Raw genomic sequence first — 23444 nt, forward strand, 5'->3', positions numbered from 1 at the left:
AGACGAAATTACCGCATCGTTTATTTATCCCTGCTTCTCCTCCGACGCGTCTCTTGCTCCTTCCAGAGCCGTCGGAGGTTTTTTATCTGCCACCGAAGTAACGGACAGCGCTAGGGTGGCTGATGTAAGACAAAGGTGGACGTTTGGCTTCGTTGTAGCGAAAGTCAGTTTCGCGCCCTCTTCGAAATACCCCAATGATCAGGTGTCTCTGTTTGGCGACTAATCGGACCTCCTATTCCGGTATGCCGGCAAGCCTCAGCCCGTCAATGACCGCCTTTCGGTAGGGAGGGTGTTCGATGTTGATCACCTGCATGATTTCGGTGATCGTGGCGGGAACGCCCAAGGCCTCGTATTCCATGACCAGCCACTCTGCGTCGTCCAGCCGCCCCATATGACCATAAGTTGCGATCAGGATCCGCAGGGCATTCTGGAGGTTCGGGTTCCGCTCTAGGAGTTCTGTTAGCGCAGCCTCAGCTGCGTCGTAGTCGCCTAGGTAGAAGTTGGCCAGTCCAAGCGGCATATAGTACCAATACGGAGGAACGGGATTGCGTGCGAGAGCTTCCGCGATGGTGTTCAACCCCTCCTCTGCCCGTCCATTGGCCACCTGCACAATCGCGTAAAAAGCGTAAGCATCCGTGTAATTTGGGTCGAGTTCGATGGCCCTCTCAAACTCGGCGCTAGCCCCTGCAAGGTCCGCGATGAAACTTCGGGACAAAAGCCGTCCGAGCGCGAAGTGAGCGAAGGGCAGATCGGGTGACAGGGCCACCGCCCGTTCCGCATGCTGCGCCGCCCTCGCCAAGCTATTCGCCACATCGCTTGTCCAGCCGTACTCGGCCCGCATGCTGAGTACGATCGAAAGTTGCGCGTGGGCAGCGGCATAATCTGGGTCACGTCGGATGGCCTCTGAAAAGGCCTCTTCCGCTCTTTCATTTTGGCTCGCGGTCAGGAAGCCGGCCAACTCTTTGCCCCGAAGGTAATTGTCAAAGGCATCAACATCTCGCGTTCCCCGAATTCCCAAACGTTCACGCTCTTGCTTGGACAGACGGACCGACAACACACGCACGAGTTCGGAGAGGACCCTTTCTTGGAAATCGAACACATCCGCTTCGGCTCCTGCATAGCTATCAGCCCAGATGTTTTCGCCATTCGCGCCGTCAATAAGCGCTGCCGTGATCCTTAGGGTCTGACCCTCGCGGCGCACGCTACCATCCACGAGATAGGACACTCCTAATTCCCGAGCGACCTGTCGCGGATCGCTCGCACTCTGCGCGACCGAGAAAGACGCTGCTCGCGATACGACCCTAAGATCAGCGATCCTCGAGAGATTTACGATGAGCTCTTCGGCGAGGCCATTGGAATAGTAGGCCTGCCCGGCAATACCGCTGAGGTTCTCGAAAGGCAGAACGGCGATCGACTGGGCCTCTGATGCGGTCTGCTGGCGAGGCGTGAGCAAAAGCGCCGAAAGCGCGAGAACAGCTAATATGGCCAGAACGGCGATCCGGACTGTTGTAAGCAAGGACGGGCGACGTGCCCGCGCGAGCGACACATCTAGGCGGTAGCCCTGTTTCGGTACAGTGCGCAGGAGAGCGCCCGCCTCCGGACCAAGTGCTTTCCGGATTTCCGAGATACATTGGACGAGGCTGTCGTCGGTCACGTGGGTGTCTGTCCAGACTCGCTCCATAAGGCTGTCCTTCGTGACAAGCTCCCCGGCCCGTTCGCTTAGAACCGACAAAACGCGGAGCGATTGCGGGCGCAAGGACACCAAATTCCCGTCACGGTCATGCAGCTTGAGTGATCGCTGATGAAAACGAAATCCTTTAATGTCAATGATTTGATCCGATTTCGGCATTTTTCGTGGCCGCTTTCGTGACTTTCGCTGTCGCTTTGAGGCCCCACTGGAGGAAGGCGCTCGCAATCAAAGGGCGCTTCAAGCTCAACCAATGGAGGACACAATGACAAGTATTGCAAAATCCACAGCGTTTGTCGCCACTTTCGCGTTATCAGTGGCAGTCGGCATAAGTGATTTACAGGCATCCCCCGAGAACTGCCCGACGATCACCTCAGTGAACGTGCACGGAGAACAGGTCGAATTACCTACCGATACGGCCGCGCAAGTGACTATGTTGCACCAGTATGGTGCTCGGTATGCACGGGTGATCGACTTGATCCTCGAAGAAAACGCCAAGCCCGTATGGACCTTTGAGGAAGATTGCTCCCCGCAAAGTGCTTACATGCTTGCAACGACCGAGTGATAAGAGCCTGGCAGGCGCAACGAGTTACCCGGTGGAGCCTGCCAGTCCCTGTCTCGCCGCTTTCACATCTTGCATGGTGAATGGCCACAGCACGTGGAACACGCCATTTGCTCCACCGCGTTCTGAGACAAAGTCAACAACAGAGCTCTTTCATTAAGCCTAAGGACCCAGAGTCTATATTCTGTCGTTGCTCCACACCATTGCTTCATAGCACTCCTCTGCGCCAGCACGCCCACACCAGTCTCCGTCGCGTCCAACAAGAGGGGTACGGTCAGGACCCCAATCAATGTGTCGCCAACAAGTTGCCTGCCACGACAAACACCTAAGACCGCTTCGCGGAAGCAGTAGTCCTTCTCTTGATTCCGACATCAGATGTTTTCCCTAGAAACCATAAAATCGATGAAAAATCGGGCTGTTCTGCACAAAAAATCAAACCGTAATGTCAGATGCGGCGAGACATGGAGACGAAAAAATAAAAAGATTGATCGAATGGTCAAAATTTAACAGACTTAAGGAATTAAAAAATGAAGGAAAGAAAAGGGGGTCTACTGTTGAAGCTCATTGGTTCAATATCACGCCGGATTTTGCTGGCGTCCGTGGTCGGGGTTGGGGTGCTTACTTCGGCTGGCGTTGCCGCTGCCGAATCTATCAAAGTTGCCGCGATCTACACGTTGCCGGTCGAACAGCAGTGGATTAGCCGTATTCACAAGGCGTTAAATACGGCAGCTGAACGCGGGGACATCGAATATGTGTTCTCGGAGAATGTCGCCAATACGGATTATGAACGCGTGATGCGCGAATATGCCGAGCAGGGTATGCAATTGATCGTTGGCGAGGTGTTCGGGCTGGAACGCGCGGCGCGAAAAGTTGCAGGGGATTATCCGGAAACCGCTTTTCTAATGGGCTCGTCCTTTGGACCGGTTGCGCCGAACTTCTCGGTCTTTGATAACTGGATTCACGAGCCCTCCTACCTGTCGGGTATGGCAGCTGGCGCGGCGACTGAGACGAATGTGATCGGCATGGTTGGCGGTTATGCGATCCCTGAAGTGAACCGGCTGATGCATGCGTTCATGGGCGGTGCCCGCGAGGTAAATCCAGACGTGAAGTTCATCGTGAACTTTATCGACAGCTGGTATGACCCGCCCAAGGCTAAAGAAAGCGCCTTTGCAATGATGGATGCTGGTGCTGACATCATGTACGCAGAGCGTTTTGGCGTATCAGATGCCGCTGTTGAGCGGGGGATAAAGGCCGTGGGCAACGTAATCGACACCTCAGGCGACTATCCGGGTACGATCCTCGCTTCGGCGCTGTGGCACATGGAAGCCACCATCGACAAGGCCGTCGCCAATGTTGCGGGCGGCACTTTTGACGCGGCGGATTACGGGCAGTACAGCTTCATGGCCTATGGCGGCGGATCGCTGGTGCTGGACGAAAGCCTGGTTGCAACCAATGTTGTCGATGCCATTCGCGCCAAGGAGGCTGATATTATGGCCGGCATGTTCCGCGTGAATGTTAACGACGACCGCCCGGTCTCAGACAACTGATATGGGGAAGGTCGGTCCGTGTGACCGACCTTTTCACATCATGACACAGCAGAAAATTTTATCCCTGAACGGGCTTTCCAAGCGGTTCGGCTCCGTTATCGCTAATGATGCGGTCAGCCTTGAGTTGCACAAGGGCGAAGTCTTGGCGCTCCTCGGCGAAAACGGCGCGGGCAAGACCACGCTGATGAATATGCTTTTCGGGCATTACATGCCTGATGAGGGAAGTGTGGATGTAGCTGATGAGGAGGGTAATCTGCGGCCCCTTGCACTGGGCCATCCTCAGGCGGCATTGCAGGCCGGGATCGGTATGGTGCATCAGCATTTCACTCTGGCTGAAAACCTAAATGCTCTGGACAACATCGTACTTGGCTCAGAACCACTGCGCATGCTCCGACGCGACAGGGCCGGAGCGCGAGCCAAAATCGAGAGGATAATGGCACACACCGGGCTGACCGCTCATCTCGACGTACCGGTGGGAAAGATGAGTGTTGGCGAGCGTCAACGAGTAGAGATTCTGAAAGCGCTTTATCGCGATGTTCGGATTTTGGTTCTAGATGAACCGACAGCTGTCCTGACCCCTCAAGAAGCGGACACATTATTCAGCAATATTGGCGCGATGACACGCGAGGGGCTTTCGGTCATTTTCATCTCGCACAAACTGCGCGAAGTGCTGGCGTTTTCCCATCAAATCGCGGTTTTGCGTCACGGGGTGAAGGTTGGAGAAATTGCCACGGCTGATGCGAACGAGCGGGTTATCGCCCGCATGATGGTCGGTGCAGACACTCAGGAAACTCCCCGTGAAGCAATGGAGCCGGGGAAGCCGGTGCTGAAGCTCGAGAACATCTCGGTAGTAGGGCGTTCCAAGCGTGACACCCTCGAGAATGTTAGTCTAACTGTCCGACGCCACGAAATCCTTGGTATTGCCGGTGTTTCCGGCAACGGACAGAGCGCCTTGGCCGGGTTGATCTCCGGTCTGACCCGACCGTCAGGCGGTTCGATTGTCGTTGATCATATCGGTATCACCGAACATCACCCGCAGACGATGATCCGTGAGGGCGTGGGTCGTATTCCCGAGGATCGCCACCACGATGGCATCGTTGGTGCGATGAGCGTCGCCGAAAACATGGTGATCGAGCGCCTTGATGACCCAGAGGTGCAATCGCGTGGGCTCTTGAAACACGATGCGATCAGCGCCAACGCGGACAGGCTGGCCGCAGATTATGACGTGCGCGGCCCGGGTGTGAATGCCCGGGCGCGGCTTCTGTCTGGTGGCAATATACAAAAAATGATTCTGGCGCGGGTGTTTGAGCAAAACCCCAAGCTCATTCTCGCCAACCAACCAACCAGAGGCCTCGATATGGGGGCAGCGGCAGAAGTGGCTCGCAGACTCCTTGAGGCGCGCGCACGTGGGGCCGGGATCGTCCTCATTTCTGAGGATCTTGACGAAGTGTTGAGCCTGGCCGACCGGGTAATGGTGATCCACGACGGAGAACTGATCGAGGCGAACACCCGCGATCGCGAGAAGATAGGGCTTATGATGGCGGGAGAGATGGCATGATCCGCATCGAACCAAGACAGGCCCCCTCACGCCTGATGACACTCGGCATTCCCGTTCTTTCAGCGGTGGTCGCGCTGGCGCTGGCAGCCATCCCTCTGGCTTTCGCCGGCGCAGGTATCGCGACGGCGTATCAGGAGATGTTCAAGGGAATATTCGGCTCGGTTTTCGCCTTTACTGAAATGCTGACCCGCGCCACTCCACTGATTTTCACCGGTCTCGCTGCCGCTCTGGCGTTCCGAGCGCGGCTATGGAACATCGGGGCTGAAGGGCAACTTTACCTGGGCGCCATGGCCGCCGTAGCCGTCGGTGCCGGAGCAGTGGACGCGCCGGGGTTCGTTCTGATCCCACTGGTCATACTGTTTGGATGCGCGGCGGGCGCGGTGGGAATGGCGGTGCCAACTGTTCTGAAATCTCGCTTCGGTGCCGATGAAGTAGTGACCACACTGCTTCTGAACTTCGTCATCTTGATCTTTCTGCAGATGATGTTGGAAGGGCCTCTGAAAGACCCGATGGGGCTGGGCTGGCCGCAAAGCCCACCCATTCTGGACCAAGGTATGCTGCCGCCTCTGATGGATCGGATGCGGGTGCATTCGGGATTCATAATCGCGCTGGTGGCCGCCGGTGTTGCGCAGTTCATGCTGGTTCGCTCGGTTTGGGGCTTCAAGCTGCGAGCCGTAGGGGAAAATGCGGCCGCCGCACGCCATGCCGGGATACGGGTGAACCGCTCGATGATGAGTGTGGCCTTGGTTTCGGGGGCGTTGGCAGGCATGGCGGGGGTCAGTGAAGTCGCGGGGCTCAAGGGCTACCTTACCGCCGATCTAAGCCCCGGTTTCGGCTATACCGGCATCGTGGTTGCAATGCTCGCAGGGCTTTCTCCCGCAGGGGTCGTTGTCTCGGCGCTTTTCATCGCCAGCGTTTTCGTAGGTGCCGACAGTATGAGCCGGGCCATGGGCGTATCCTCCTACCTTGCCGATCTGGTCGTTTCCATGTCGCTTATTTGTGTACTGATCGGTGGCTTCACCGCCCGATACAGGATCACGCGCGTCAAACCTCTGCGCGGAGAAGGCGCATGATGGACATACTTCAAATCCTATTGAGCGAAAGCTTCTGGGCCGCATCCCTGCGTATTGCCACCCCCCTAATTTTTGGTGTCCTCGGGGCGCTTCTGTGCGAGAAGTCCGGTGTGCTCAATCTGGGCATTGAGGGGATTTTCGTGGCCGGCGCCATGGCAGGCTGGATGGCCGTTTGGTTGGGTGCAGGGCTGTGGGGTGGCGTGATCGTCGCGGCGCTGGTCGGCGCCTTTTTCGGCCTGATCCATGCGATACTGACTGTACCGCTTGGATTGTCCCAGCATGTTTCCGGCCTGGGCGTCACAATGTTTGCGACATCGGTCAGTTACTTTGTCTATCGCACTGCGCTGCCGAATGTTTCCTCGCCGCCGCGGATCGAGCCCTTTCAGGTACTCGATATCCCAATTTTGTCCGAACTTCCTTTTTTGGGGCCTGTGCTGTTTCAGCAGACCGGTCTGACCTGGCTGGCAATTTTTATGGTTGGCAGTGTTTGGTATGTAATGAACCGCACGCCGCTTGGCGTTGCCATTCAGGCCGTAGGAGACAATCCGGACAGCGTGGATGCGCAGGGCTTGTCTGTTTACGGCCTGCGCATAGGCGCGGTTGTGGCCGGTTCGGCATTGATGGCCTTGGGTGGTGCATTCCTGACGATGTCGGCATTTGACGCATTTTTCTTCGGCATGGTGAACGGGCGCGGTTGGGTTTGTATTGCGCTGGTGATTTTTGCTAGCTGGCGACCGGGAAAGGCGTTCCTTGGCGCTCTGCTTTTCGGAGCCTTCGACGCGTTTCAGGTGCGGCTTCAGACCGAAGTAGGGGCTTTGGTGCCCGGACAAGTCTTCCTGATGGCACCTTATATCTTGTCGATAATCGCTCTTGTGGTTGCGGCTCGCAGCGCGGATTATCCACGCGCGCTTCTGACGCCCTGGTTTAAAGGGCAACGGTAGGGGAAATTCATGTTCGATCTGATCATTAAAAACGCTACCTTACCTGACGGGCGGACGGGGACGGACATTGCCTGCAAGGACGGGATAATCACTGCGGTTGAGACAAGGATCACCGCCGAAGCGCGCGAGGTGATTGACGCAGGTGGTTATTTGGTTTCTCCGCCTTTCGTAGATCCACATTTTCACATGGACGCTACCCTGTCTCTGGGCACACCGCGGATTAATGTCTCGGGCACTTTGCTTGAAGGCATAGCTCTGTGGGGCGAACTCAAGCCAGTACAAACTGTCGACGACATAATAGACCGAGCTCTTCGATATTGCGATCTGGCAGTGTCTATGGGTCTGGGGGCGATCCGCAGCCATGTTGATACCTGCGACGATGAGCTGAAGGGCGTTCAAGCGCTGATTGAAGTGCGCAACCAGGTTAAAGACTACATCGACCTTCAGCTGGTCGCCTTTCCTCAGGATGGCGTGCTGCGGGATCCCACGGCGATGGCGAACACTATCCGCGCGCTTGATATGGGTGTGGACGTGGTAGGCGGTATCCCGCACTTCGAGCGCACCATGGCTGACGGCGCAGAGTCTGTGCGCCAACTTTGTACGATCGCGGCCGAGCGTGGGCTGATGGTTGACATGCATTGTGACGAGAGCGACGACCCGCATAGCCGCCATATCGAGACCTTGGCTTACGAAACACAAAGGCTGGGTCTTCAGGGGCGCGTAGCAGGCTCACATCTAACCTCGATGCATTCCATGGATAACTATTATGTCTCCAAGCTCATCCCGTTGATTCTCGAGGCGGGTATACACGCCATTCCCAACCCGCTGATCAACATTATGCTGCAGGGTCGACACGATACATATCCTAAGCGGCGCGGGCAGACACGGGTGCGCGAGCTACGCGACGCGGGGATCACTGTAGGCTTCGGTTCGGATTGTGTAATGGATCCATGGTACTCCATGGGGACAGCCGACATGTTGGATGTAGCATTCATGGGACTGCATGTCGGACAGCTTTCCAGCCGTTCTGATATGGCGTGGTGTTTTGATGCGGTAACAGAGAACTCGGCCCAGATTATGGGATTGGAAGGTTACGGACTTAAAAAGGGCAGCGCTGCCAATCTGGTTCTGCTTCAAGCCCGCGACAGGATTGAGGCGATCCGTCTGCGTGCCAATCGACTAGTCGTTGTCAGAAAAGGAAAGGTAATCGTGCGGAATGAGCCAGTGTCAACCAAACTGTCCCTGAGTGGACGTCCAACAAGTCTTGATCCTGCTGATTACGCGCCAAAAACAGATACTGTGTAGGTAAGAGAGCATTCACCGTGCAGAAAGCTTCTAAACTTTGGCCGGTTTTGCACACAGTCGCTTCCAACTAGCCTGCTTTGGCTACCAGTGCGGATCAATCACCCACCCCTACTGTTGAATTTTAAATCGGTCTATCAAGCAACGTGACGCAGATTGGGCACCAACCGTTGATGTGCTACATCGGTGGGGAACGACCGCTTCGGGCCGGAAGCTGACCCATGAATTTTGACATAATTGGCGCTTTATCACCCAATGGTCCTCACCTCGAAAATGACGAAATTCGTCTAAAATCCCCAAAGCCAAACCTTTTCCCCTGAGCGCTGCGCCGTTCTTAGGACGTCAAATTAAGTTCGTTTAAATCCAGTCTCGTATACTTTCCTGAACTGGCCGCACAAATGTATTTCGTCCATGGCATGCGAGATGTCAGGGGTTCGACTCCCCTAGGCTCCACCAAATCTTCCCAATATCTTTCGGCATGTTTTGAGCGGGTTACGAGGTAGCCGGTTACCTCCAGGATACATTGTCACCCTCTTGCATGCAGTACCGGGTCACTCCTGTGTCACTCGCATTGTGCGACCAATGTCGGGAAACGGCCCTGAGCCAACATTGGAGTGTGTTGCAGCGAACGGCAGCTTCGAGCCCAGTCCCGTTGTTTATGGCGACCCCAGCAAAGGTCGCGTTCGAAGGGAGGACAGCCATTTGGTGGTTTTCTCGAGCTTACTGAACGAAGTCAAACCGGCACATTCATTCCGACCTTCGTGCGATCCATTACGACCGAGGTGCGAAAACGTTTCACGTTCGTGTCGTCGAAGAAAAGCCTTTGAATAAGGTCGCGGTATTCGTTCATGTCCCGTGCTAACGCGACGAGAGCGAAGTCAGCTTCGCCTGTGATGTAATAGCATTGCTGAATCTGCCCCTCGCTGTGAATCTTCCGCCGGAATGCATCCAAGATGTCCAAACGTTCCCGTTCAAGTTCAACGAGAATCAAGAAAGTCATTCCTTGACCGACAGATTCCGGATCTACGATCGCGGTTTCGCCTTTGAGGACGCCATTCTCTCTCAAGTACCTTAGTCGGCGTTGAATTGTCGCCACCGACGCCCCAGCTTGTTCAGCTATGTCTTCAAGGCGCGATTTCGCATCCCTTTGAACCATTCGGAGGATTGTTCGATCGATTCCCGTAAGTTTCACCGTGACCTTATCCCATCAGATACATCGATTATCTGATATCTTTAAGTCAAATTTCGGTAAAATCAAACATTTGAAATCAAAAATTCAACGCTATCATGATGTGATTAGCTCCAGAATAGTCCGATACAATTCAAGAATTGCGCCCCTGCGCATGAAAAATACAGAGAGGAAAACCCATGAGATTCAATGTAAAATCAGCCGCCACAGCTCTTGTCGGAGGCGCAATGCTCATGTCTTCGGCGTTTTTTGCCCAAGCCGATGAGCTAAGTGACCGGATCAATGCAGGTGAGCCGATCCGCCTAGGCTTCGCAACGGCCATTCCCTGGGCTTATCCCGGTGACAACGGTGAACCCCTAGGCTTTGTGAACGCGCTGACTCTGGTCGTGTTGGAAGAAATGGGCATTACCAATTACGAGACCTCGGTCAACGAATGGGCTGGTCTCATACCCGGACTTCAGGCCAAACGCTATGACATCATCACCGGAGGCATGTACATTCTCAAAAGCCGTTGCGAGAACATCAACTTCTCGGACCCGATCGGGTTGTTCGGCGATGCGATGCTGGTACCGGCCGGGAACCCCAAAGGCATTCACAACTATCAGGATGTGATTAAGACGAGTGCGACGCTTGTCACCGGAGCGGGCTTCAACACGGTTGAGGCCGCTAAGAAAGAGGGTGTTCCGGAAAGCCAGATGATGCTCGTGGCTGGCGAAGTTGAAATTCTCGCGGCAATGAACGCCGGGCGCGCGGATGCCGCCGTCCAGACCTTCTTTGGTGCCAAGGAGCATGTCGACAAGTCGAACGGCAAATTCGAAGTTACCGATCCGGCAGATATGCCCGACTGGACCAAAAACTGGGTCGGCATCGGCATGCGCAAATCCGACCCCGAATTCCTAGCAGCCTTCAACGAAGCCATGGCAAAAGTCATTGGCGGACAAAAGTGGATGGCCGCAACAGCCCCGTATGGCTACACCGAATTCCAGCTTCCGGGCGAAGATGCGTCGACCGCATTCGCCTGCGCAAACCGCTAGAATTTTGTGAGGAATTAGGTGGCCCTTCGGAGCTGCCTAATTCCCTTTCTCCAACAATTGGGTGATGATGTGAGCTATTGGGGTTTCTTCGTCGAATACGCTCCCAAGATGGCATCGGGTGCAATGACCACGGCGATGGTCATGGGGTGCTCGGCTCTTTTGGCCGCAGTCATTTCACTGATCTTCGGATTGATGCGATTGTCGCAAAACTGGGGCGTGCAGGCGGCCGCAACGGTCTACATAGAGTTCTTTCGAGGCACCTCGCTTCTGGTTCAGCTTTACTGGATTTACTACGTCCTGCCGCTCATGGGGCTGACGCTCAGCCCGTTCATGTCGGGTGTGCTGGCCCTGGGTCTGAATTTCGGCGCTTATGGGGCCGAGATTGTGCGCGGTGGCGTGCAATCTGTGCCCCGTGGCCAATGGGAGGCCGCTTTGGCTCTGAACATGTCGCCAGCCCAGAGGATGCGACGGATCATCGTACCTCAGACCTTCACCTTGATCCTGCCGCCAATGGCAAATTTGACGGTCGAGTTGTTGAAGGCGACTGCGCTTGTGGCTTTGATTACCGTGGTCGATCTGATGTTCGTGGCCAAGCAGATCAATGCAACGACATGGCTGTCGGCACAGGTCTTTGGCACGGCGCTGATCATCTACTACATCATGGCGCGTTTCGCGCTGATCCCCTTCCTGCGGTGGCTTGAGGTTCTGGCCGCCCGCAAAGTCGGCAAGGCGTGAGGGCTAATTGATGGAATGGCGCTGGGACTTTACCTTTGAAATCTTGCCAAGGATGCTTTGGGCCACGGGCAATACGCTCTTGGCAGCCGGGATCGGCTATCTGATCGCCCTCGTCGTCGGGCTTATCCTGATGCTTGGGCAACGAACGCCCTACAGGATCGTGAATTTCATTGTGCGCGAAGTGGTCGAGTTCATCCGCTCAACCCCGCTACTGGTACAGCTCTTCTTTGTCTTCTTCGTGGCCCCGCAATTCGGCATCAAACTGACTGCGTGGACCTCGGCGATGCTCACCATCGGCTTGCACTTTGGCACCTACCTGTCCGAAGTCTATCGCGGCGCTTTGGAAGGTGTGCCCAAGGCGCAATGGGAAGCCTGCCGCGCGCTGAATTTTTCGACCGCCTACACCTATCGCCGCGTGGTCCTACCACAGGCATTCCCGATCGCCCTGCCGGGAATGGGCAACTATCTGGTGGGTATCTTTAAGGATACGCCGCTTCTGGCGACCATAGGCGTCGCCGAGCTTATGCACACAGCAAACGCACTGGGCGCGGAAACTTATCGTTATCTCGAACCCTACACGATGGTTGGGTTCATCTTCCTGATCATATCACTTCCTGCCGCCATGGGGTTGCGTCGGCTTGAGGCCGCAGTTGCCAAGGCGCAGGGCAAGGTAAAACACTGAGGCATACCTGAACATGGACACGAGACATCCACAATCACTCCCGGACGGATCGCCCCTTGTGCGCTTTGCCGACGTTACCAAAAGCTACGGCGACCTGACGGTCCTAGACAAACTCAATCTCGACATTGCCCAGAACGAAATGGTGTCGATCATCGGGCCTTCGGGGTCCGGGAAAACCACCGTGCTGCGTGTCTTGATGACACTTGAGACGATTAATGACGGTGTAATTTATGTCGATGGTGAACCGCTGACCCATATGCCCAGCGGGGCGGGCCTTGAGGTTGCCAGTGAAAGCTACCTGCGTCAGCGTCGTTCCAAGATCGGGATGGTATTCCAGCAGTTCAACCTGTTTCCGCATATGACCGCGTTGCAAAACTGTATCGAGGCTCCGATGCAGGTCCTTGGGCTTAGCCGCGACGAGGCCGAGGAACGCGCTCTGGATCTGTTGCAGATGGTCGGCATGGACAGCAAGAAAGATCAGCACCCAACGCGCCTTTCAGGGGGCCAGCAACAGCGTGTTGCCATTGCCCGAGCTCTGGCCATGCGGCCGCAGGTCATGCTTCTGGACGAGGTCACTTCCGCGCTTGATCCCGAGGTGATCGGTGAGGTTCTGAACGTCATTAGGTCACTTAACAGCGAGCATAACCTGACGATGATCATGGTCACGCATCAGATGGGGTTTGCCCGCGAGATTTCCGACCGGGTTTGTTTTTTCTACGAAGGCAAGATCGCGGAACAGGGATCGCCCGAAAAATTGTTCGAAGATCCGCAAAACGAACGCACCAAACAGTTCCTGCACGCCGTATTGGACGCGAACTGATCAACATCAATATGCACCCGCAACGCTGGGTGACTGAAACCAAGGGAGGGCTGGTGTCATGACGCCAGGACTAGAGGATACGATTGTCGATCGCGATGCCTATGAACGCAATGTCGAACACCTGCACGAACGCGGTGTCGTGCTGCCAAAAATCTCGCAATTGGCCGATCCGGTTGGACAATTGTCGGATCGGATGGAAGCGCTTAACGCCGCCGATCCCGATGCCGCCGATCCGCTCAACCTCTTTCGTGTGCACTGGCACAATGGCGATGACCGTAAATCTCTGGCTGATGTGCCCGAACATTTGGTTCTGGGCGAGGATCTGACCGGGGTGAAGGCCAAAATCGTTGTCGCCCTGGGAAACAGATTTCCGATGATCGACTGCCACAAGGTTCTTGCCGCGTATGGATGTCTGATCCCGCGCCTTATGTCCGGCGTGTTTGATGCGACCCGGCACCGGGCGGTCTGGCCCTCAACAGGCAACTATTGCCGTGGCGGCGTGGCCATCGCCAACCTTCTCGGCTGTCGCTCGGTGGCGGTGCTCCCAGAAGGAATGAGCCAGGAACGATTCGATTGGCTCAATGCCTGGCTGGCAGACCCAAACGACATTTACCGTACCCCAGGAACAGAGAGCAACGTCAAGGAAATCTACGACGCCTGTTACGATCTGGCAAAAAGCCCGGAAAACCTGATCCTGAACCAGTTTGCCGAATACGGGAACTACATCATTCACCGCGCGGTGACTGGACCAGCAATGGAGCGAATTTTCAATCACCTCAACAAATTCGGCACACTCAAGCCCCGCGCCTTTGTTTCGGCCACAGGTTCGGCCGGCACCATTGCTGCCGGGGATTACCTGAAAGCCTCGCTAGGGGCGCAAATTGGCGCGATTGAGGCTCTTGAATGCCCGACCATGCTTTATAACGGCTATGGGGAACACAACATTCAGGGCATTGGCGACAAGCACGTGCCGTTGATCCAGAACGTGATGAATGCCGATTTCGTGATAGGTGTATCCGACCGGGCCAGCGATGGCTTGAACCTTGTGTGCAACACCACAGCCGGGCGCAGTTACCTATCGAACTATCGCGGGCTACGCCAAGAAGACATCACCGACCTTGGCAATCTGGGGCTGTCATCGCTGGCCAATATCGTCGGAGCGATCAAATACGCCAAGTACATGGATCTTGGATCTGATGATGTGGTGCTGACCGTGGCGACGGATGGCGCGAAAATGTACCAGACCGAACTGGGCATCGCCGAGCGCAAGTTTTATCCTGCCGGGTTCGACGCCGTGCGGGCTGCCGAGGCCTATGGGCGTTCCATACTGGGGGCGACTACCGATCACATGATCGAAATGACTCGCCCTGATCACGAGCGTGTCTTCAACCTTGGTTACTACACTTGGGTGGAACAGCAAGGTACCACACTCGAGGATTTCGACCGACGCCGCGATCAGGCATTCTGGGATGGTTTGCTTGATCTGGTTCCGGTGTGGGATGACATGATCGAGGCGTTCAACCGGTAGTAACGGGATGGTTCCAGTGCCCGTCTTGCATGACCGTGCGGCGAACGTGCTTCGTCGCAGGTGCAAGGGCAAACCGGGTATAGAGGATGAGACGCTAGATCCGAGCGCTGAAAAACCGGTGCTAATAGATTTTGGTCAAAGGTGTCGGCAAGATCGAAAGGTCAGGAAGGAGAAGCGAGGATGACCAGTGGATCGAGAAAGTCCAGAAGGGTGACCTCCAGCCATTGGGGCGCGTTCGAGGTCGATGTCGAAGACGGCCGGATCGTTGCCACGCGACCCTTTTCCGAAGACCCGGATCCGTCGAAAATACCCGATATCCTGCCCGCTGCCGTTCACCACAAAACACGCGTGGCCCGGCCATCAATACGGCGCGGATGGTTTGAAAAGCGACGATCTGGAGAACGCGGGAGTGACGCGTTCGTCGAAGTGCCTTGGGACGAGGCGCTTGACATTGCGGCCGAAGAGATCGGTCGTATTATCGGAAGCCATGGCAACGAAGCGATTTTCGGTGGATCCTACGGTTGGGGATCTGCTGGCAGGTTTCATCATGCGCAAAGTCAGGTGCATCGATTCCTTAATTGTATCGGCGGCTATGTGGCCTCAGTCGGGAGCTACTCGACCGGGTGCGCGCAGTCGATCATGCCCCATGTTTTCGGGGTAGACTTCCTCAAGCTGCTTTATGAACACCAGGACAGTTGGCAGACGATCCACGACTATACCGAGACATTGGTGATGTTTGGGGGAGTGAACCCAAAGAACTCCCAGGTCAGCATGGGCGGCGTAACCCAGCACGAAACGGCGGTTTGGTTCGAACGCTTCTCCAGGAAGGGTCTGCGTTGCGTGAATGTTGGGCCGCAACGCACCGATGCGCCGGATGGGTGCGAATGGTTGCCGGTTCCACCTGCATCTGACACAGCGTTGATGTTGGCTTTGGCATTTGTGCTGGAAACGGAAGGCCTGACCGATCACGCCTTCCTCGCGCGCTACACGACGGGATTCGATCGGTTCCGCGCCTACCTGATGGGCGAGAGCGACGGAACGCCAAAGGATCCCGATTGGGCCGCCTCGCTTTGTGGGGTAGAGAGAGACGTGATCCGTGAACTGGCCAGGCGGATGGCGTCGACCCGCACTCTGATCACCGTGGCATGGTCACTCCAGCGCGGCGAACATGGCGAGCAGCCCTACTGGATGTCGGCGGTTCTGGCCGCAATGATCGGCCAGATCGGTCTGCCCGGAGGAGGTGTGGGCTATGGCTATGGGGCAATCGGTGGTGTTGGAAAGTCGCTGCGCGGCCTGCGCGGGATGACTTTTCCGCAACTGGAGAACCCGATCAAAACAAACATCCCCGTGGCGCGGATCGGCGACATGCTTCGCAATCCCGGCCAAGTTTACGATTTCAACGGGCAGCGAAACCCATTTCCCGATATTCGCCTGATCTACTGGGCCGGAGGTAACCCGTTTCACCATCACCAGGACTTGAATGCGTTGCACGAGGCCTGGCAACTGCCTGAAACGATCATCGTGAATGAGCCATGGTGGACCGCGACCGCCAAGCGGGCCGACATCGTGTTCCCAGCCACGACACCCTATGAACGCGAGGATATCAGCCGGTCCAATCTCGACGATTTTTTGTTTCACATGCCGCAGTTGATCCCGCCTGTCGGCGATGCGCGGGATGACTATGACATTTTTACCGGACTTGCGACCCGTCTGGGTGCAGGCAAGAGCTTCACCGAACACCGCAGCGCGGCTGAATGGATATCGCTACTCTACACCGAGTATCGCGACCACGCCGCCGATGCCGGTGTTGACGTGCCCGAGTTGGACGAACTGAAAATGAAGAACTGGGTCCGGCTTCCGATCAAATACGATGGGCCAAACCGGACATTCTTCGCTCGGTTCCGCGAAGATCCTTCTGCCTTTCCCTTGGAAACGCCATCGGGTCGGATCGAGATATTCTCCGAAACGATCAACGGGTTTGGATACGACGACTGCCCCGGTCACCCCGTATGGCTGCCGCCGTCGGAATGGCCGGGCGCGGCAACGGCCAAAGCTCCGCTTCACCTTGTTTCCCCCCAACCAGGCGACAAGCTTCACAGCCAGTTGGAATGCGCTCTTGCAGATGCCGAGGGTGCACGCCCGGTAACGCTGGTCATTCACCCTGAGGATGCAGGGCCGCGCGGGATCAAAACCGGCGACATCATTCGTGTTTTCAACGCCCGCGGCGCCTGTCGTGCTCATGCCCGCGTTTCCAACGATATCAGGGCGGGCGTGGTCTCGCTTCCGACAGGAGCATGGTTGGGAGACCCTAGCGACAATATCGATCCCCATGGAAATCCGAACGTACTGACCAAGGATGTGGGAACTTCGCGCCTCGGTCAGGGGTGCAGCGCGCACACAACTCTTGTCGACGTGGACAAAAGCTTGAATTGATTCGGCAAATAGAAACAAATCAGCGCATGTGAAGCGACAGCGTCGCTTAAAACGGGTCCAACTTGAAGCTGCATTTCACCGGTCGGATCCGAGGCAGTTTGGGCGGCAAGCGGACCTTCGCCGCGCTTCAAGCCAATGTCTACTATATGAACTTTTAGCCTTCTGCTTTTGTGGCCGGCTTGATTGCGAGTCTGCGGGTCTTACCAGAGCTTTTGCGGATGCCATTACGTTCCGTCCCCAAAATCTTCGGCCTGCGTCTTGAGCCAATTGATAAACACTCTGGCAGATCGGCGTGGCTCTCCTGGCAGTGTGTGAATGTAAAAAGCGCCTACACGCTCTTCGGGGAAAAGTCCGACCAAATCGCCCGATTGCAGATCCTCCTCGATCCATTGCTTCACGGTGTAGGTGATCCCGTCTCCGCGCTTCACAGCATCGAGTATCAGGTTTCCTGGCATGTGCGATATCATGATCGGCCTGTCGAGCTTGACTCCACATCTGGCCAACCAGTCACCTACCTCATTCGTTCCAAGCTCTTGCAGCCATGGAATATGAACTAGGTCGCCCGGATTGGTGATTTCTATGCTCTCGATCAGTGAGGGTGTGCCCGCGACGACTAGATCGACCTTGATCAGCACATCAGCCCCTACGGGCAATTCTTCTAACCGTGAGTAGCGTATCGCTACCTCCATGCCACCCGAAGAAAGGTCGACAAGCATTCCGCTTGGGTTGAGCAGCAAAGTGACGTCGGGGTGGCGGCTCTGGAAATCGGCTATTCTGGGCATCAGCCATCTGACAGCGAAGGCCGGAGACATTGTGACCTGAACCGGGCGCGTGTTCTGAATGTCGCCTAGTGCCTCGACCCCGTCGAGGATTCTCCTAAAACCAATCCGGATTTCTCGGGCAAGTAGTTGCCCTTCCATTGTGAGCGCAATCTTTCGTCCGGAACGGGTGACAAGCTGTTGATCAAGGTGCGCCTCAAGCGCTTTCACCTGCTGCATCACGGCTGCGTGTGTTACATTCAACATCTCGCCAGCTCGCGAGTAAGAGCCTGCCTCAGCCACGGCAGAAAAGGCCTTGAGAGCATTGAGCGAAGGTAGGCGGCGCCAATCCATTTGTTAGATTTTCTTACATCACAGATTAATTCCTGAATCGCATTGATACACTCTTCGGTCAATACTGTGATAGAATTGCTCTTTCTGAGGTGATGAAACCCTTGGGAAAACTAACACTGGAGTGACCTGAATGGCGGTGTCGGAAGTAACCTTGAAAGGGCACTGTAAGTGCGGTGCAACCCGCTACGAGGTGGCGGGTTCCCACACCTATGCCGGTATCTGCCACTGCGACGACTGCCGCCGCGCCACTGGAGGTGCCTATGTGCCGTGGTTTGGTGCGACGCCCGACAGTTTTTCGGTAATTGAGGGCAAGATCTGCGAGTACGAATCCTCGCCCGGCATCTGGCGCGGGTATTGCCCCGCCTGCGGCTCTCCGCTGACCTTTAGGGGAGAGGGGTGGAATGACATCGCGATCACTATCGCATCGCTCGACGATCCCAACGCGATTACCCCGGAGTCGAACGTGTTCCTGAAGGAACGCCTGCACTGGGTCCTGATCAACGAAGAAATGCGAAACTATGACGGATTCCCGTCGTGAACAGGAAAGGAATGCAACCATGACCAAGGCCTATTCATATGCCTGCCGTGACTGCGAAGGTATGGAAACCTGCCCTGCCAGCGTGACGGCCGAGAGCCGGGAGGAGGTCTGGCAGTTGATGGGCCACCACGCCCGGATCGCCCATGGCGAAAACCCTGACGACTGGGATCAGGAAACCCGAGATTACCTCGATACGCTGATCCGCGAAGTCGAAGTGTGAAACCGACCGATGATCGTCAAGACACTTGAAGACGTTCTCGGAACCAAGGGCGAGGCGCATGGTGACAAATGGCATTCGATGCGACTGCTCCGTGCCGAGGATGGCATGGGGGTAACCCTGACCGACAGCATATTAGAGGCCGGGTTCGAGATGACGCTCTGGCAGAAGAACCATCTCGAAGCCTGTTATTGTCTCGAAGGAAGCGGAACGGTTGAAGAACTTGATCGAGGGATTATCCATCAAATCCGACCCGGGACGCTTTATGCGATGAACAATAACGACAGGCATCTCATTCGGATAGCAGAGCGCACTCGACTTATTTGTACCTTTGTTCCCGCTCTGACTGGCGATGAGGTCCATGACGAAGATGGCTCATTGTGATGCTTTCTGAAAGATTGTCAGTGGACTTCTATTGGAAGGCTGGTGTCCGTTCCCCACTCACTTATCGAATTTTCGCAAACCGCCATATTGTTGTTCCCTATCTGGTCGAGCCAAGGAGCAATGACGGTCGCAAATATGCCCCCTCCACTGTAGGTGATGTTTCCGCCAGCTTTATGCGCGCCAATAACCTCAAAGGTTCGGGCAATCTCTTCAGGCTTCCGAAAAGCGTGGCAGCTAGGGTCTACAAGTTCGGCTTTGTGAACATTCGCTCTGCGTGGAATTCGGCTAGGGCGGCCATATCTTGGGTTTTCACCACTGAAAACGTCCTGCCCTCGTTCGTCACATCGCCTTCAAATGGCAACTTTGGGCCGTTTCCTGACACTCTGTGCGCCAACTGAGTGACACAGAAGTGACAACGGACTGCATGCAAAAGAGTGACAACGTATCCGAACGGTAACCGGCTACATCGTAACCCGCTCAAAACATGCCGAAAGGTATTGGGAAGTTTTGGTGGAGCCTAGGGGAGTCGAACCCCTGACCTCTTGCATGCCATGCAAGCGCTCTCCCAACTGAGCTAAGGCCCCGAACCAGGTACAGACGCTACCGTCTGCCCGGCGGTATTTATGTAAGCCCGCAGGGGAGTGCAAGCAAAAAACGCCCCTGCGGTGCGAACTTAGTTGTCTTCGTCGTCCGCTGCGACATCCGCCAGATCGTCGAACGAGACATTGTCGTCATCGTCTTCGTCATCCAGCACATCATCGCCCAGATCAACATCCGCGTCATCGTCCAGTTCCACGTCACCGGTGTCCAGATCATCCTCTGTCTGGGCCGATTTGGCGTCGGACTTGTCCGCAACCAATGTGCGGCTCTTGCCGGAGTTCAGCGAATCGAGTGACACGCTGTGGGCGCAGGACGGGCAGACCATCGGGTCGCGCTGCAGGTCGTAGAAGCGGGTCGAACAGCTAGGGCAAACGCGTTTTACGCCCCATTCTTCTTTGGGCATGGATATCCCCTCAATCGTCGTCTAAGGAATTCAGTCGCAGCCAACTGCCACAATGAAACAAGGCTGTCAAAGCCCTTTTCGCAATGGTGCCACTGAAAGTGGTTGGTTTTCAACAATGCAGATTGTTAACCTGCTGTCGAGGCACAGATGGAGCAGTCAATGGCGCTCACACGTTTGCCCGGCAACCCCGAGGTGCCGGTCACTATCCGCAAATCAGCACGGGCACGGCGACTCAGCCTGCGCGTGTCGCGTCTGGATGGGCGTGTAACGCTGACGATGCCCAAGCGGACACCGGTGGCTGAGGGCGTTCGTTTTCTGGAAGAGAAAGCGGATTGGGTGCGGGGACACCTTAGCCAGCAGCCAGCGGTTATGCGGCCCCAAATCGGGGGGACGATCCCGTTTGAAGGCGCAGAAATCCTGCTGTTGCCCGGAACACGCCGGTCGGCGCGGTTGGTGGAGGAAGGTATTGAGGTTCCTCAGGATCCGGAACGGATTGGTCCTAGCCTGAAATCCCTGCTGCGAGAAACCGCGCGGGATCGGTTGGTGACTGCCTGCGATCGTTATTCAGACGCGATCGGACGGCCATTTTCCCGTATGACCTTGCGCGATACCAGGTCCCGGTGGGGGTCCTGCACCGCAGATGGAGCGCTAATGTTTTCGTTCCGCCTGATTATGGCCCCTCCGGAGGTGTTGGACTATGTCGCGGCCCACGAGGTGGCGCACCTTGTGGAGATGAACCACTCAAGCGCCTTTTGGAACGAGGTGGCGGCGCTATGCCCTGATTACAAAACGCATCGGCAATGGTTGCGAGATCATGGGGAACTGCTGCACCGGGTTCGTTTTGACGGTTGACGGCAGACGTTTTTTTGTGATCACAGTTGCCGAATGTTGATCCAGTCCCGACAGCCTGAAACCGAACTTGCCGCGCATGATATGATCTATCGCCAACTGCGCAGCCAGATCATGCACGGGCAGCTGACACCGGGGGCGTCTTTGACGATCCGAGGCGTGGCCAAGCAATTCAATGTCTCGATGACTCCGGCACGGGAAGCTGCCCGCCGTTTGGTGGCCGAGGGGGCGTTGACGATGTCGTCTTCGGGTCGGATGGCAACCCCGGCACTGACAAGTGAGCGAATCGAGGAGCTGGCCGCGCTGCGTGCCCTTCTAGAACCGGAATTGGCCAGCCGAGCCTTGCCCAGAGCGCATATGGCGCTGATCGACCGGTTGAAAACCATCAATGGGACGGTGGCGGAAGCCGTCAGTCGCAATGATGCAGTTGGCTATATTCGAACAAACCTTGAGTTTCACCGTACCCTGTATCTAAGGGCGCAGGCCCCTGCGATGTTGGCCTTGGTGGAAACGGTCTGGTTGCAGCTTGGTCCCACGATGCGCTCTTTGTACGGACGGCTAGGGCGCAGTGAACCACCGCGCCTGCACCGGGAAATTCTATCTGCGCTGGAGGCTGGGGATGAGCCCGGACTTCGGTTGGCCGTGCGCACAGATGTGACGCAAGGTTTGCGTCTGCTGGCAACTTAGGGTTCCCAAAATGAAAAAGCCGGGCAAGTGCCCGGCTTTTAAGTCTTTTGTGTGTTTGGTTATGCGTGGATCGCGCCGTCGCCGCAGGCGAGCGCCGCTTCGCGGACCGCTTCCGAATAGGTCGGGTGTGCGTGGCAGGTGAGGGCCAAATCCTGGGCCGAGGCACCGAATTCCATGGCAACGCAGACCTCGTGGATCAGGTCGCCGGCTGCCGGGCCGATGATGTGGCAGCCAAGGATACGGTCGGTTTCCGCGTCAACGATCAACTTGACGAAACCGTCACCCTGGAAGACAGCCTTGGCACGGGCGTTGCCCATGAAGGGGAACTTGCCAACTTTGTAGGCGCGACCGGCTTCTTTCAGTTCGGTTTCGGTTTTGCCGACCGAGGCGACTTCAGGTGTCGTGTAGATCACGCCGGGGATGACGTCATAGTTCACGTGGCCATGCTTGCCCGCGACAACGTCTGCAACAGCCATACCTTCGTCTTCAGCTTTGTGAGCCAGCATCGGGCCATCGATCGCGTCGCCGATGGCGTAGATGCCTTTGACGTTGGTCTGCCAGTGCGCGTCGGTCTGAACCTGACCACGCGGGGACATCTCGACACCCAGAGCCTCTAGGCCCAGACCGTCGGTGTAGGGCTTGCGCCCGGTGGCGACCAGAACGGTGTCGGCATCGACGGTGTGTTCGCTGTCGTCTTTGCGCAGTTTGTAGGTGACTTTCGCCTTGGTTTTTAGGGTTTCGACCTTCGACACAGCGGCGCCCATCACGAACTTAAGCCCTTGCTTTTTAAGGGTTCTTTGCAGCTGTTTCTGCAGATCGGGGTCCATGCCCGGGGTGATGTGGTCGAGGAATTCGATCACGGTGACCTCGGTGCCCAGACGGGCATAGACCGAGCCCATTTCCAGACCGATGACACCAGCGCCAACGACGATCATCTTGCGCGGGATCTTTGGCAGATCCAGCGCGCCGGTCGAAGTGACAACGATTTTCTCGTCGATCTCGACCTCTGCACCCGGGATCGAAGCAGCCTCTGACCCGGTTGCGATGATGATGTTCTTGGCGTTGTGAACCTCGTCACCGACTTTGACTTGACCCGCAGCAGGGATCGAGCCCCAGCCTTTGATCCAGTCTACCTTGTTCTTTTTAAACAGGAATTCGATGCCCGTGGTGTTCCCGTTCACGACATCCTGCTTATAGGATTTCATCTGGTCCCAATCGACCGACGGAGACTTGCCCTTCAGGCCCATGGTGGCAAAGTTGTGCTCGGCTTCGTGCAGGCTGTGGGTGGCGTGCAGCAGCGCCTTCGACGGGATGCAGCCCACGTTCAGGCAGGTGCCGCCAAGGGTCTCACGACCTTCGACACAAGCGGTTTTCAGGCCCAGTTGGGCGCAGCGGATGGCGCATACATAGCCGCCGGGGCCGCCGCCAATTACAATTACATCATAGTCTGCCATGGGTCTCTCCTTGCCCGTTTTGGGCTGTGTGAATTCCATATGACCTGCATATGACTTGCATATGAGGAACAGGAGCTTTCGTGATCATAGAAAATGCTGGTGAAGTTCC

23 protein-coding genes and 1 tRNA gene are annotated in these 23444 nt (G+C 56.2%); 18 read left to right on the forward strand and 6 right to left on the reverse strand.

Translation table 11 applies throughout. The features are described 5' to 3' along the window. Window positions 1–232: 232 nt before the first annotated feature. A complete protein-coding gene (locus CLM58_RS07930) occupies window positions 233–1849 on the reverse strand; it encodes a tetratricopeptide repeat protein (RefSeq protein WP_095595401.1) in 1617 nt (538 codons plus the stop codon). A gap of 103 nt (window positions 1850–1952) precedes the next feature. Here CLM58_RS07930 and CLM58_RS07935 point away from each other — a divergent pair, with 103 nt between their 5' ends. From CLM58_RS07935 to CLM58_RS07960, 6 genes are all read left to right on the forward strand, one after another. Continuing rightward, window positions 1953–2252: a hypothetical protein gene (locus CLM58_RS07935; RefSeq protein ID WP_143226543.1), complete on the forward strand. Its 300-nt coding sequence runs from the start codon at window positions 1953–1955 to the stop codon at window positions 2250–2252. A 524-nt stretch (window positions 2253–2776) separates the two neighbouring features. After that, window positions 2777–3796, forward strand: coding sequence for a BMP family protein (locus tag CLM58_RS07940; RefSeq protein WP_095595403.1), 1020 nt, complete (start codon window positions 2777–2779; stop codon window positions 3794–3796). Window positions 3797–3836: 40 nt separating this feature from the next. Further along, window positions 3837–5354 (forward strand): ABC transporter ATP-binding protein, encoded by a 1518-nt coding sequence (locus tag CLM58_RS07945; protein ID WP_095595404.1) that lies wholly within the window; start codon window positions 3837–3839, stop codon window positions 5352–5354. Continuing rightward, window positions 5354–6427: an ABC transporter permease gene (locus CLM58_RS07950; protein ID WP_373286817.1), complete on the forward strand. Its 1074-nt coding sequence runs from the start codon at window positions 5354–5356 to the stop codon at window positions 6425–6427. The genes CLM58_RS07945 and CLM58_RS07950 overlap by 1 nt, the downstream gene beginning before the upstream one ends. Next, window positions 6427–7368 (forward strand): ABC transporter permease, encoded by a 942-nt coding sequence (locus CLM58_RS07955; RefSeq protein WP_095595602.1) that lies wholly within the window; start codon window positions 6427–6429, stop codon window positions 7366–7368. Before CLM58_RS07950 ends, CLM58_RS07955 begins: the two co-directional genes overlap by 1 nt. Window positions 7369–7377: 9 nt before the next feature. Next, window positions 7378–8673, forward strand: a complete 1296-nt coding sequence (locus CLM58_RS07960; RefSeq protein ID WP_095595406.1) for an amidohydrolase family protein — start codon at window positions 7378–7380, stop codon at window positions 8671–8673. A 730-nt stretch (window positions 8674–9403) separates the two neighbouring features. Here the strand turns inward: CLM58_RS07960 and CLM58_RS07965 are convergent. Further along, window positions 9404–9862, reverse strand: a complete 459-nt coding sequence (locus CLM58_RS07965; RefSeq protein ID WP_095595407.1) for an Lrp/AsnC family transcriptional regulator — start codon at window positions 9860–9862, stop codon at window positions 9404–9406. Between the two features lie 176 nt (window positions 9863–10038). On the opposite strand from CLM58_RS07965, the gene CLM58_RS07970 reads away from it, so the two are divergent. The 6 genes from CLM58_RS07970 to CLM58_RS07995 all read left to right on the forward strand — a co-directional run bounded on the left by CLM58_RS07970 (window position 10039) and on the right by CLM58_RS07995 (window position 17091). Continuing rightward, entirely contained in the window at window positions 10039–10893 is an 855-nt protein-coding gene (locus CLM58_RS07970; RefSeq protein WP_095595408.1) for a transporter substrate-binding domain-containing protein, read from the forward strand. Window positions 10894–10962: 69 nt separating this feature from the next. Next, a complete protein-coding gene (gene ehuC, locus CLM58_RS07975; RefSeq protein ID WP_229666222.1) occupies window positions 10963–11628 on the forward strand; it encodes an ectoine/hydroxyectoine ABC transporter permease subunit EhuC in 666 nt (221 codons plus the stop codon). A gap of 10 nt (window positions 11629–11638) precedes the next feature. Next, window positions 11639–12310, forward strand: a complete 672-nt coding sequence (gene ehuD, locus CLM58_RS07980; RefSeq protein ID WP_188720555.1) for an ectoine/hydroxyectoine ABC transporter permease subunit EhuD — start codon at window positions 11639–11641, stop codon at window positions 12308–12310. 13 nt (window positions 12311–12323) lie between these two features. Beyond that, window positions 12324–13130: an ectoine/hydroxyectoine ABC transporter ATP-binding protein EhuA gene (gene ehuA / locus CLM58_RS07985; RefSeq protein WP_095595410.1), complete on the forward strand. Its 807-nt coding sequence runs from the start codon at window positions 12324–12326 to the stop codon at window positions 13128–13130. A gap of 58 nt (window positions 13131–13188) precedes the next feature. Next, window positions 13189–14658, forward strand: coding sequence for a pyridoxal-phosphate dependent enzyme (locus tag CLM58_RS07990; RefSeq protein WP_095595411.1), 1470 nt, complete (start codon window positions 13189–13191; stop codon window positions 14656–14658). Window positions 14659–14838: 180 nt separating this feature from the next. After that, complete coding sequence (locus tag CLM58_RS07995) at window positions 14839–17091, forward strand: molybdopterin-dependent oxidoreductase (protein ID WP_095595412.1); 2253 nt, start codon at window positions 14839–14841, stop codon at window positions 17089–17091. Between the two features lie 224 nt (window positions 17092–17315). Here the strand turns inward: CLM58_RS07995 and CLM58_RS08000 are convergent, their stop codons facing one another. Further along, window positions 17316–18203: a LysR family transcriptional regulator gene (locus tag CLM58_RS08000; RefSeq protein ID WP_095595413.1), complete on the reverse strand. Its 888-nt coding sequence runs from the start codon at window positions 18201–18203 to the stop codon at window positions 17316–17318. A 130-nt stretch (window positions 18204–18333) separates the two neighbouring features. Here CLM58_RS08000 and CLM58_RS08005 point away from each other — a divergent pair, with 130 nt between their 5' ends. The 4 genes from CLM58_RS08005 to CLM58_RS17000 are packed head-to-tail and all read left to right on the forward strand — an operon-like array spanning window position 18334 to window position 19740. Next, a complete protein-coding gene (locus tag CLM58_RS08005; protein WP_095595414.1) occupies window positions 18334–18741 on the forward strand; it encodes a GFA family protein in 408 nt (135 codons plus the stop codon). Window positions 18742–18760: 19 nt separating this feature from the next. Beyond that, a complete protein-coding gene (locus tag CLM58_RS08010; protein ID WP_095595415.1) occupies window positions 18761–18961 on the forward strand; it encodes a DUF1059 domain-containing protein in 201 nt (66 codons plus the stop codon). 9 nt (window positions 18962–18970) lie between these two features. Further along, window positions 18971–19342, forward strand: coding sequence for an ectoine synthase (locus tag CLM58_RS08015; RefSeq protein WP_095595416.1), 372 nt, complete (start codon window positions 18971–18973; stop codon window positions 19340–19342). Then, window positions 19339–19740, forward strand: coding sequence for a hypothetical protein (locus CLM58_RS17000; RefSeq protein WP_143226544.1), 402 nt, complete (start codon window positions 19339–19341; stop codon window positions 19738–19740). Before CLM58_RS08015 ends, CLM58_RS17000 begins: the two co-directional genes overlap by 4 nt. A gap of 110 nt (window positions 19741–19850) precedes the next feature. Here CLM58_RS17000 and CLM58_RS08020 read toward each other — a convergent pair. Continuing rightward, window positions 19851–19926, reverse strand: a tRNA-Ala gene (locus tag CLM58_RS08020). 89 nt (window positions 19927–20015) lie between these two features. Further along, on the reverse strand, window positions 20016–20345 hold the full coding sequence (locus CLM58_RS08025) for a TIGR02300 family protein (protein ID WP_095595417.1): 330 nt from the start codon (window positions 20343–20345) through the stop codon (window positions 20016–20018). A gap of 159 nt (window positions 20346–20504) precedes the next feature. On the opposite strand from CLM58_RS08025, the gene CLM58_RS08030 reads away from it, so the two are divergent. Together CLM58_RS08030 and CLM58_RS08035 are read left to right on the forward strand one after the other, a co-directional pair. Then, window positions 20505–21197, forward strand: coding sequence for a M48 family metallopeptidase (locus CLM58_RS08030; RefSeq protein WP_095595604.1), 693 nt, complete (start codon window positions 20505–20507; stop codon window positions 21195–21197). Between the two features lie 33 nt (window positions 21198–21230). After that, window positions 21231–21881, forward strand: coding sequence for a GntR family transcriptional regulator (locus CLM58_RS08035; protein ID WP_095595418.1), 651 nt, complete (start codon window positions 21231–21233; stop codon window positions 21879–21881). Between the two features lie 59 nt (window positions 21882–21940). On the opposite strand, the gene lpdA is transcribed toward CLM58_RS08035, so the two are convergent. Continuing rightward, window positions 21941–23335 carry a dihydrolipoyl dehydrogenase gene (lpdA, locus tag CLM58_RS08040; RefSeq protein WP_095595419.1) on the reverse strand — a complete coding sequence of 465 codons (1395 nt, stop codon included), beginning with the start codon at window positions 23333–23335 and terminating at the stop codon, window positions 21941–21943. Window positions 23336–23444: the final 109 nt, after the last annotated feature.

The organism is Actibacterium pelagium (assembly GCF_002285415.1).
GTDB lineage: Bacteria > Pseudomonadota > Alphaproteobacteria > Rhodobacterales > Rhodobacteraceae > Actibacterium_B > Actibacterium_B pelagium.

Excerpts from the sequence above, each read along its gene's own strand:
- CLM58_RS08000 (WP_095595413.1), bottom strand. The coding sequence starts at position 18,203 with ATGGATTGGCGCCGCCTACCTTCGCTCAATGCTCTCAAGGCCTTTTCT.
- CLM58_RS08010 (WP_095595415.1), top strand. The coding sequence starts at position 18,761 with ATGACCAAGGCCTATTCATATGCCTGCCGTGACTGCGAAGGTATGGAA.
- lpdA (WP_095595419.1), bottom strand. The coding sequence starts at position 23,335 with ATGGCAGACTATGATGTAATTGTAATTGGCGGCGGCCCCGGCGGCTAT.
- CLM58_RS07960 (WP_095595406.1), top strand. The coding sequence starts at position 7,378 with ATGTTCGATCTGATCATTAAAAACGCTACCTTACCTGACGGGCGGACG.
- CLM58_RS07945 (WP_095595404.1), top strand. The coding sequence starts at position 3,837 with ATGACACAGCAGAAAATTTTATCCCTGAACGGGCTTTCCAAGCGGTTC.
- CLM58_RS07990 (WP_095595411.1), top strand. The coding sequence starts at position 13,189 with ATGACGCCAGGACTAGAGGATACGATTGTCGATCGCGATGCCTATGAA.
- CLM58_RS07940 (WP_095595403.1), top strand. The coding sequence starts at position 2,777 with ATGAAGGAAAGAAAAGGGGGTCTACTGTTGAAGCTCATTGGTTCAATA.
- CLM58_RS08025 (WP_095595417.1), bottom strand. The coding sequence starts at position 20,345 with ATGCCCAAAGAAGAATGGGGCGTAAAACGCGTTTGCCCTAGCTGTTCG.
- CLM58_RS07970 (WP_095595408.1), top strand. The coding sequence starts at position 10,039 with ATGAGATTCAATGTAAAATCAGCCGCCACAGCTCTTGTCGGAGGCGCA.
- CLM58_RS08005 (WP_095595414.1), top strand. The coding sequence starts at position 18,334 with ATGGCGGTGTCGGAAGTAACCTTGAAAGGGCACTGTAAGTGCGGTGCA.
- CLM58_RS07935 (WP_143226543.1), top strand. The coding sequence starts at position 1,953 with ATGACAAGTATTGCAAAATCCACAGCGTTTGTCGCCACTTTCGCGTTA.
- CLM58_RS08015 (WP_095595416.1), top strand. The coding sequence starts at position 18,971 with ATGATCGTCAAGACACTTGAAGACGTTCTCGGAACCAAGGGCGAGGCG.
- ehuD (WP_188720555.1), top strand. The coding sequence starts at position 11,639 with ATGGAATGGCGCTGGGACTTTACCTTTGAAATCTTGCCAAGGATGCTT.
- CLM58_RS08035 (WP_095595418.1), top strand. The coding sequence starts at position 21,231 with ATGTTGATCCAGTCCCGACAGCCTGAAACCGAACTTGCCGCGCATGAT.
- CLM58_RS07955 (WP_095595602.1), top strand. The coding sequence starts at position 6,427 with ATGGACATACTTCAAATCCTATTGAGCGAAAGCTTCTGGGCCGCATCC.
- CLM58_RS07995 (WP_095595412.1), top strand. The coding sequence starts at position 14,839 with ATGACCAGTGGATCGAGAAAGTCCAGAAGGGTGACCTCCAGCCATTGG.
- ehuA (WP_095595410.1), top strand. The coding sequence starts at position 12,324 with ATGGACACGAGACATCCACAATCACTCCCGGACGGATCGCCCCTTGTG.
- CLM58_RS07930 (WP_095595401.1), bottom strand. The coding sequence starts at position 1,849 with ATGCCGAAATCGGATCAAATCATTGACATTAAAGGATTTCGTTTTCAT.
- CLM58_RS08030 (WP_095595604.1), top strand. The coding sequence starts at position 20,505 with ATGGCGCTCACACGTTTGCCCGGCAACCCCGAGGTGCCGGTCACTATC.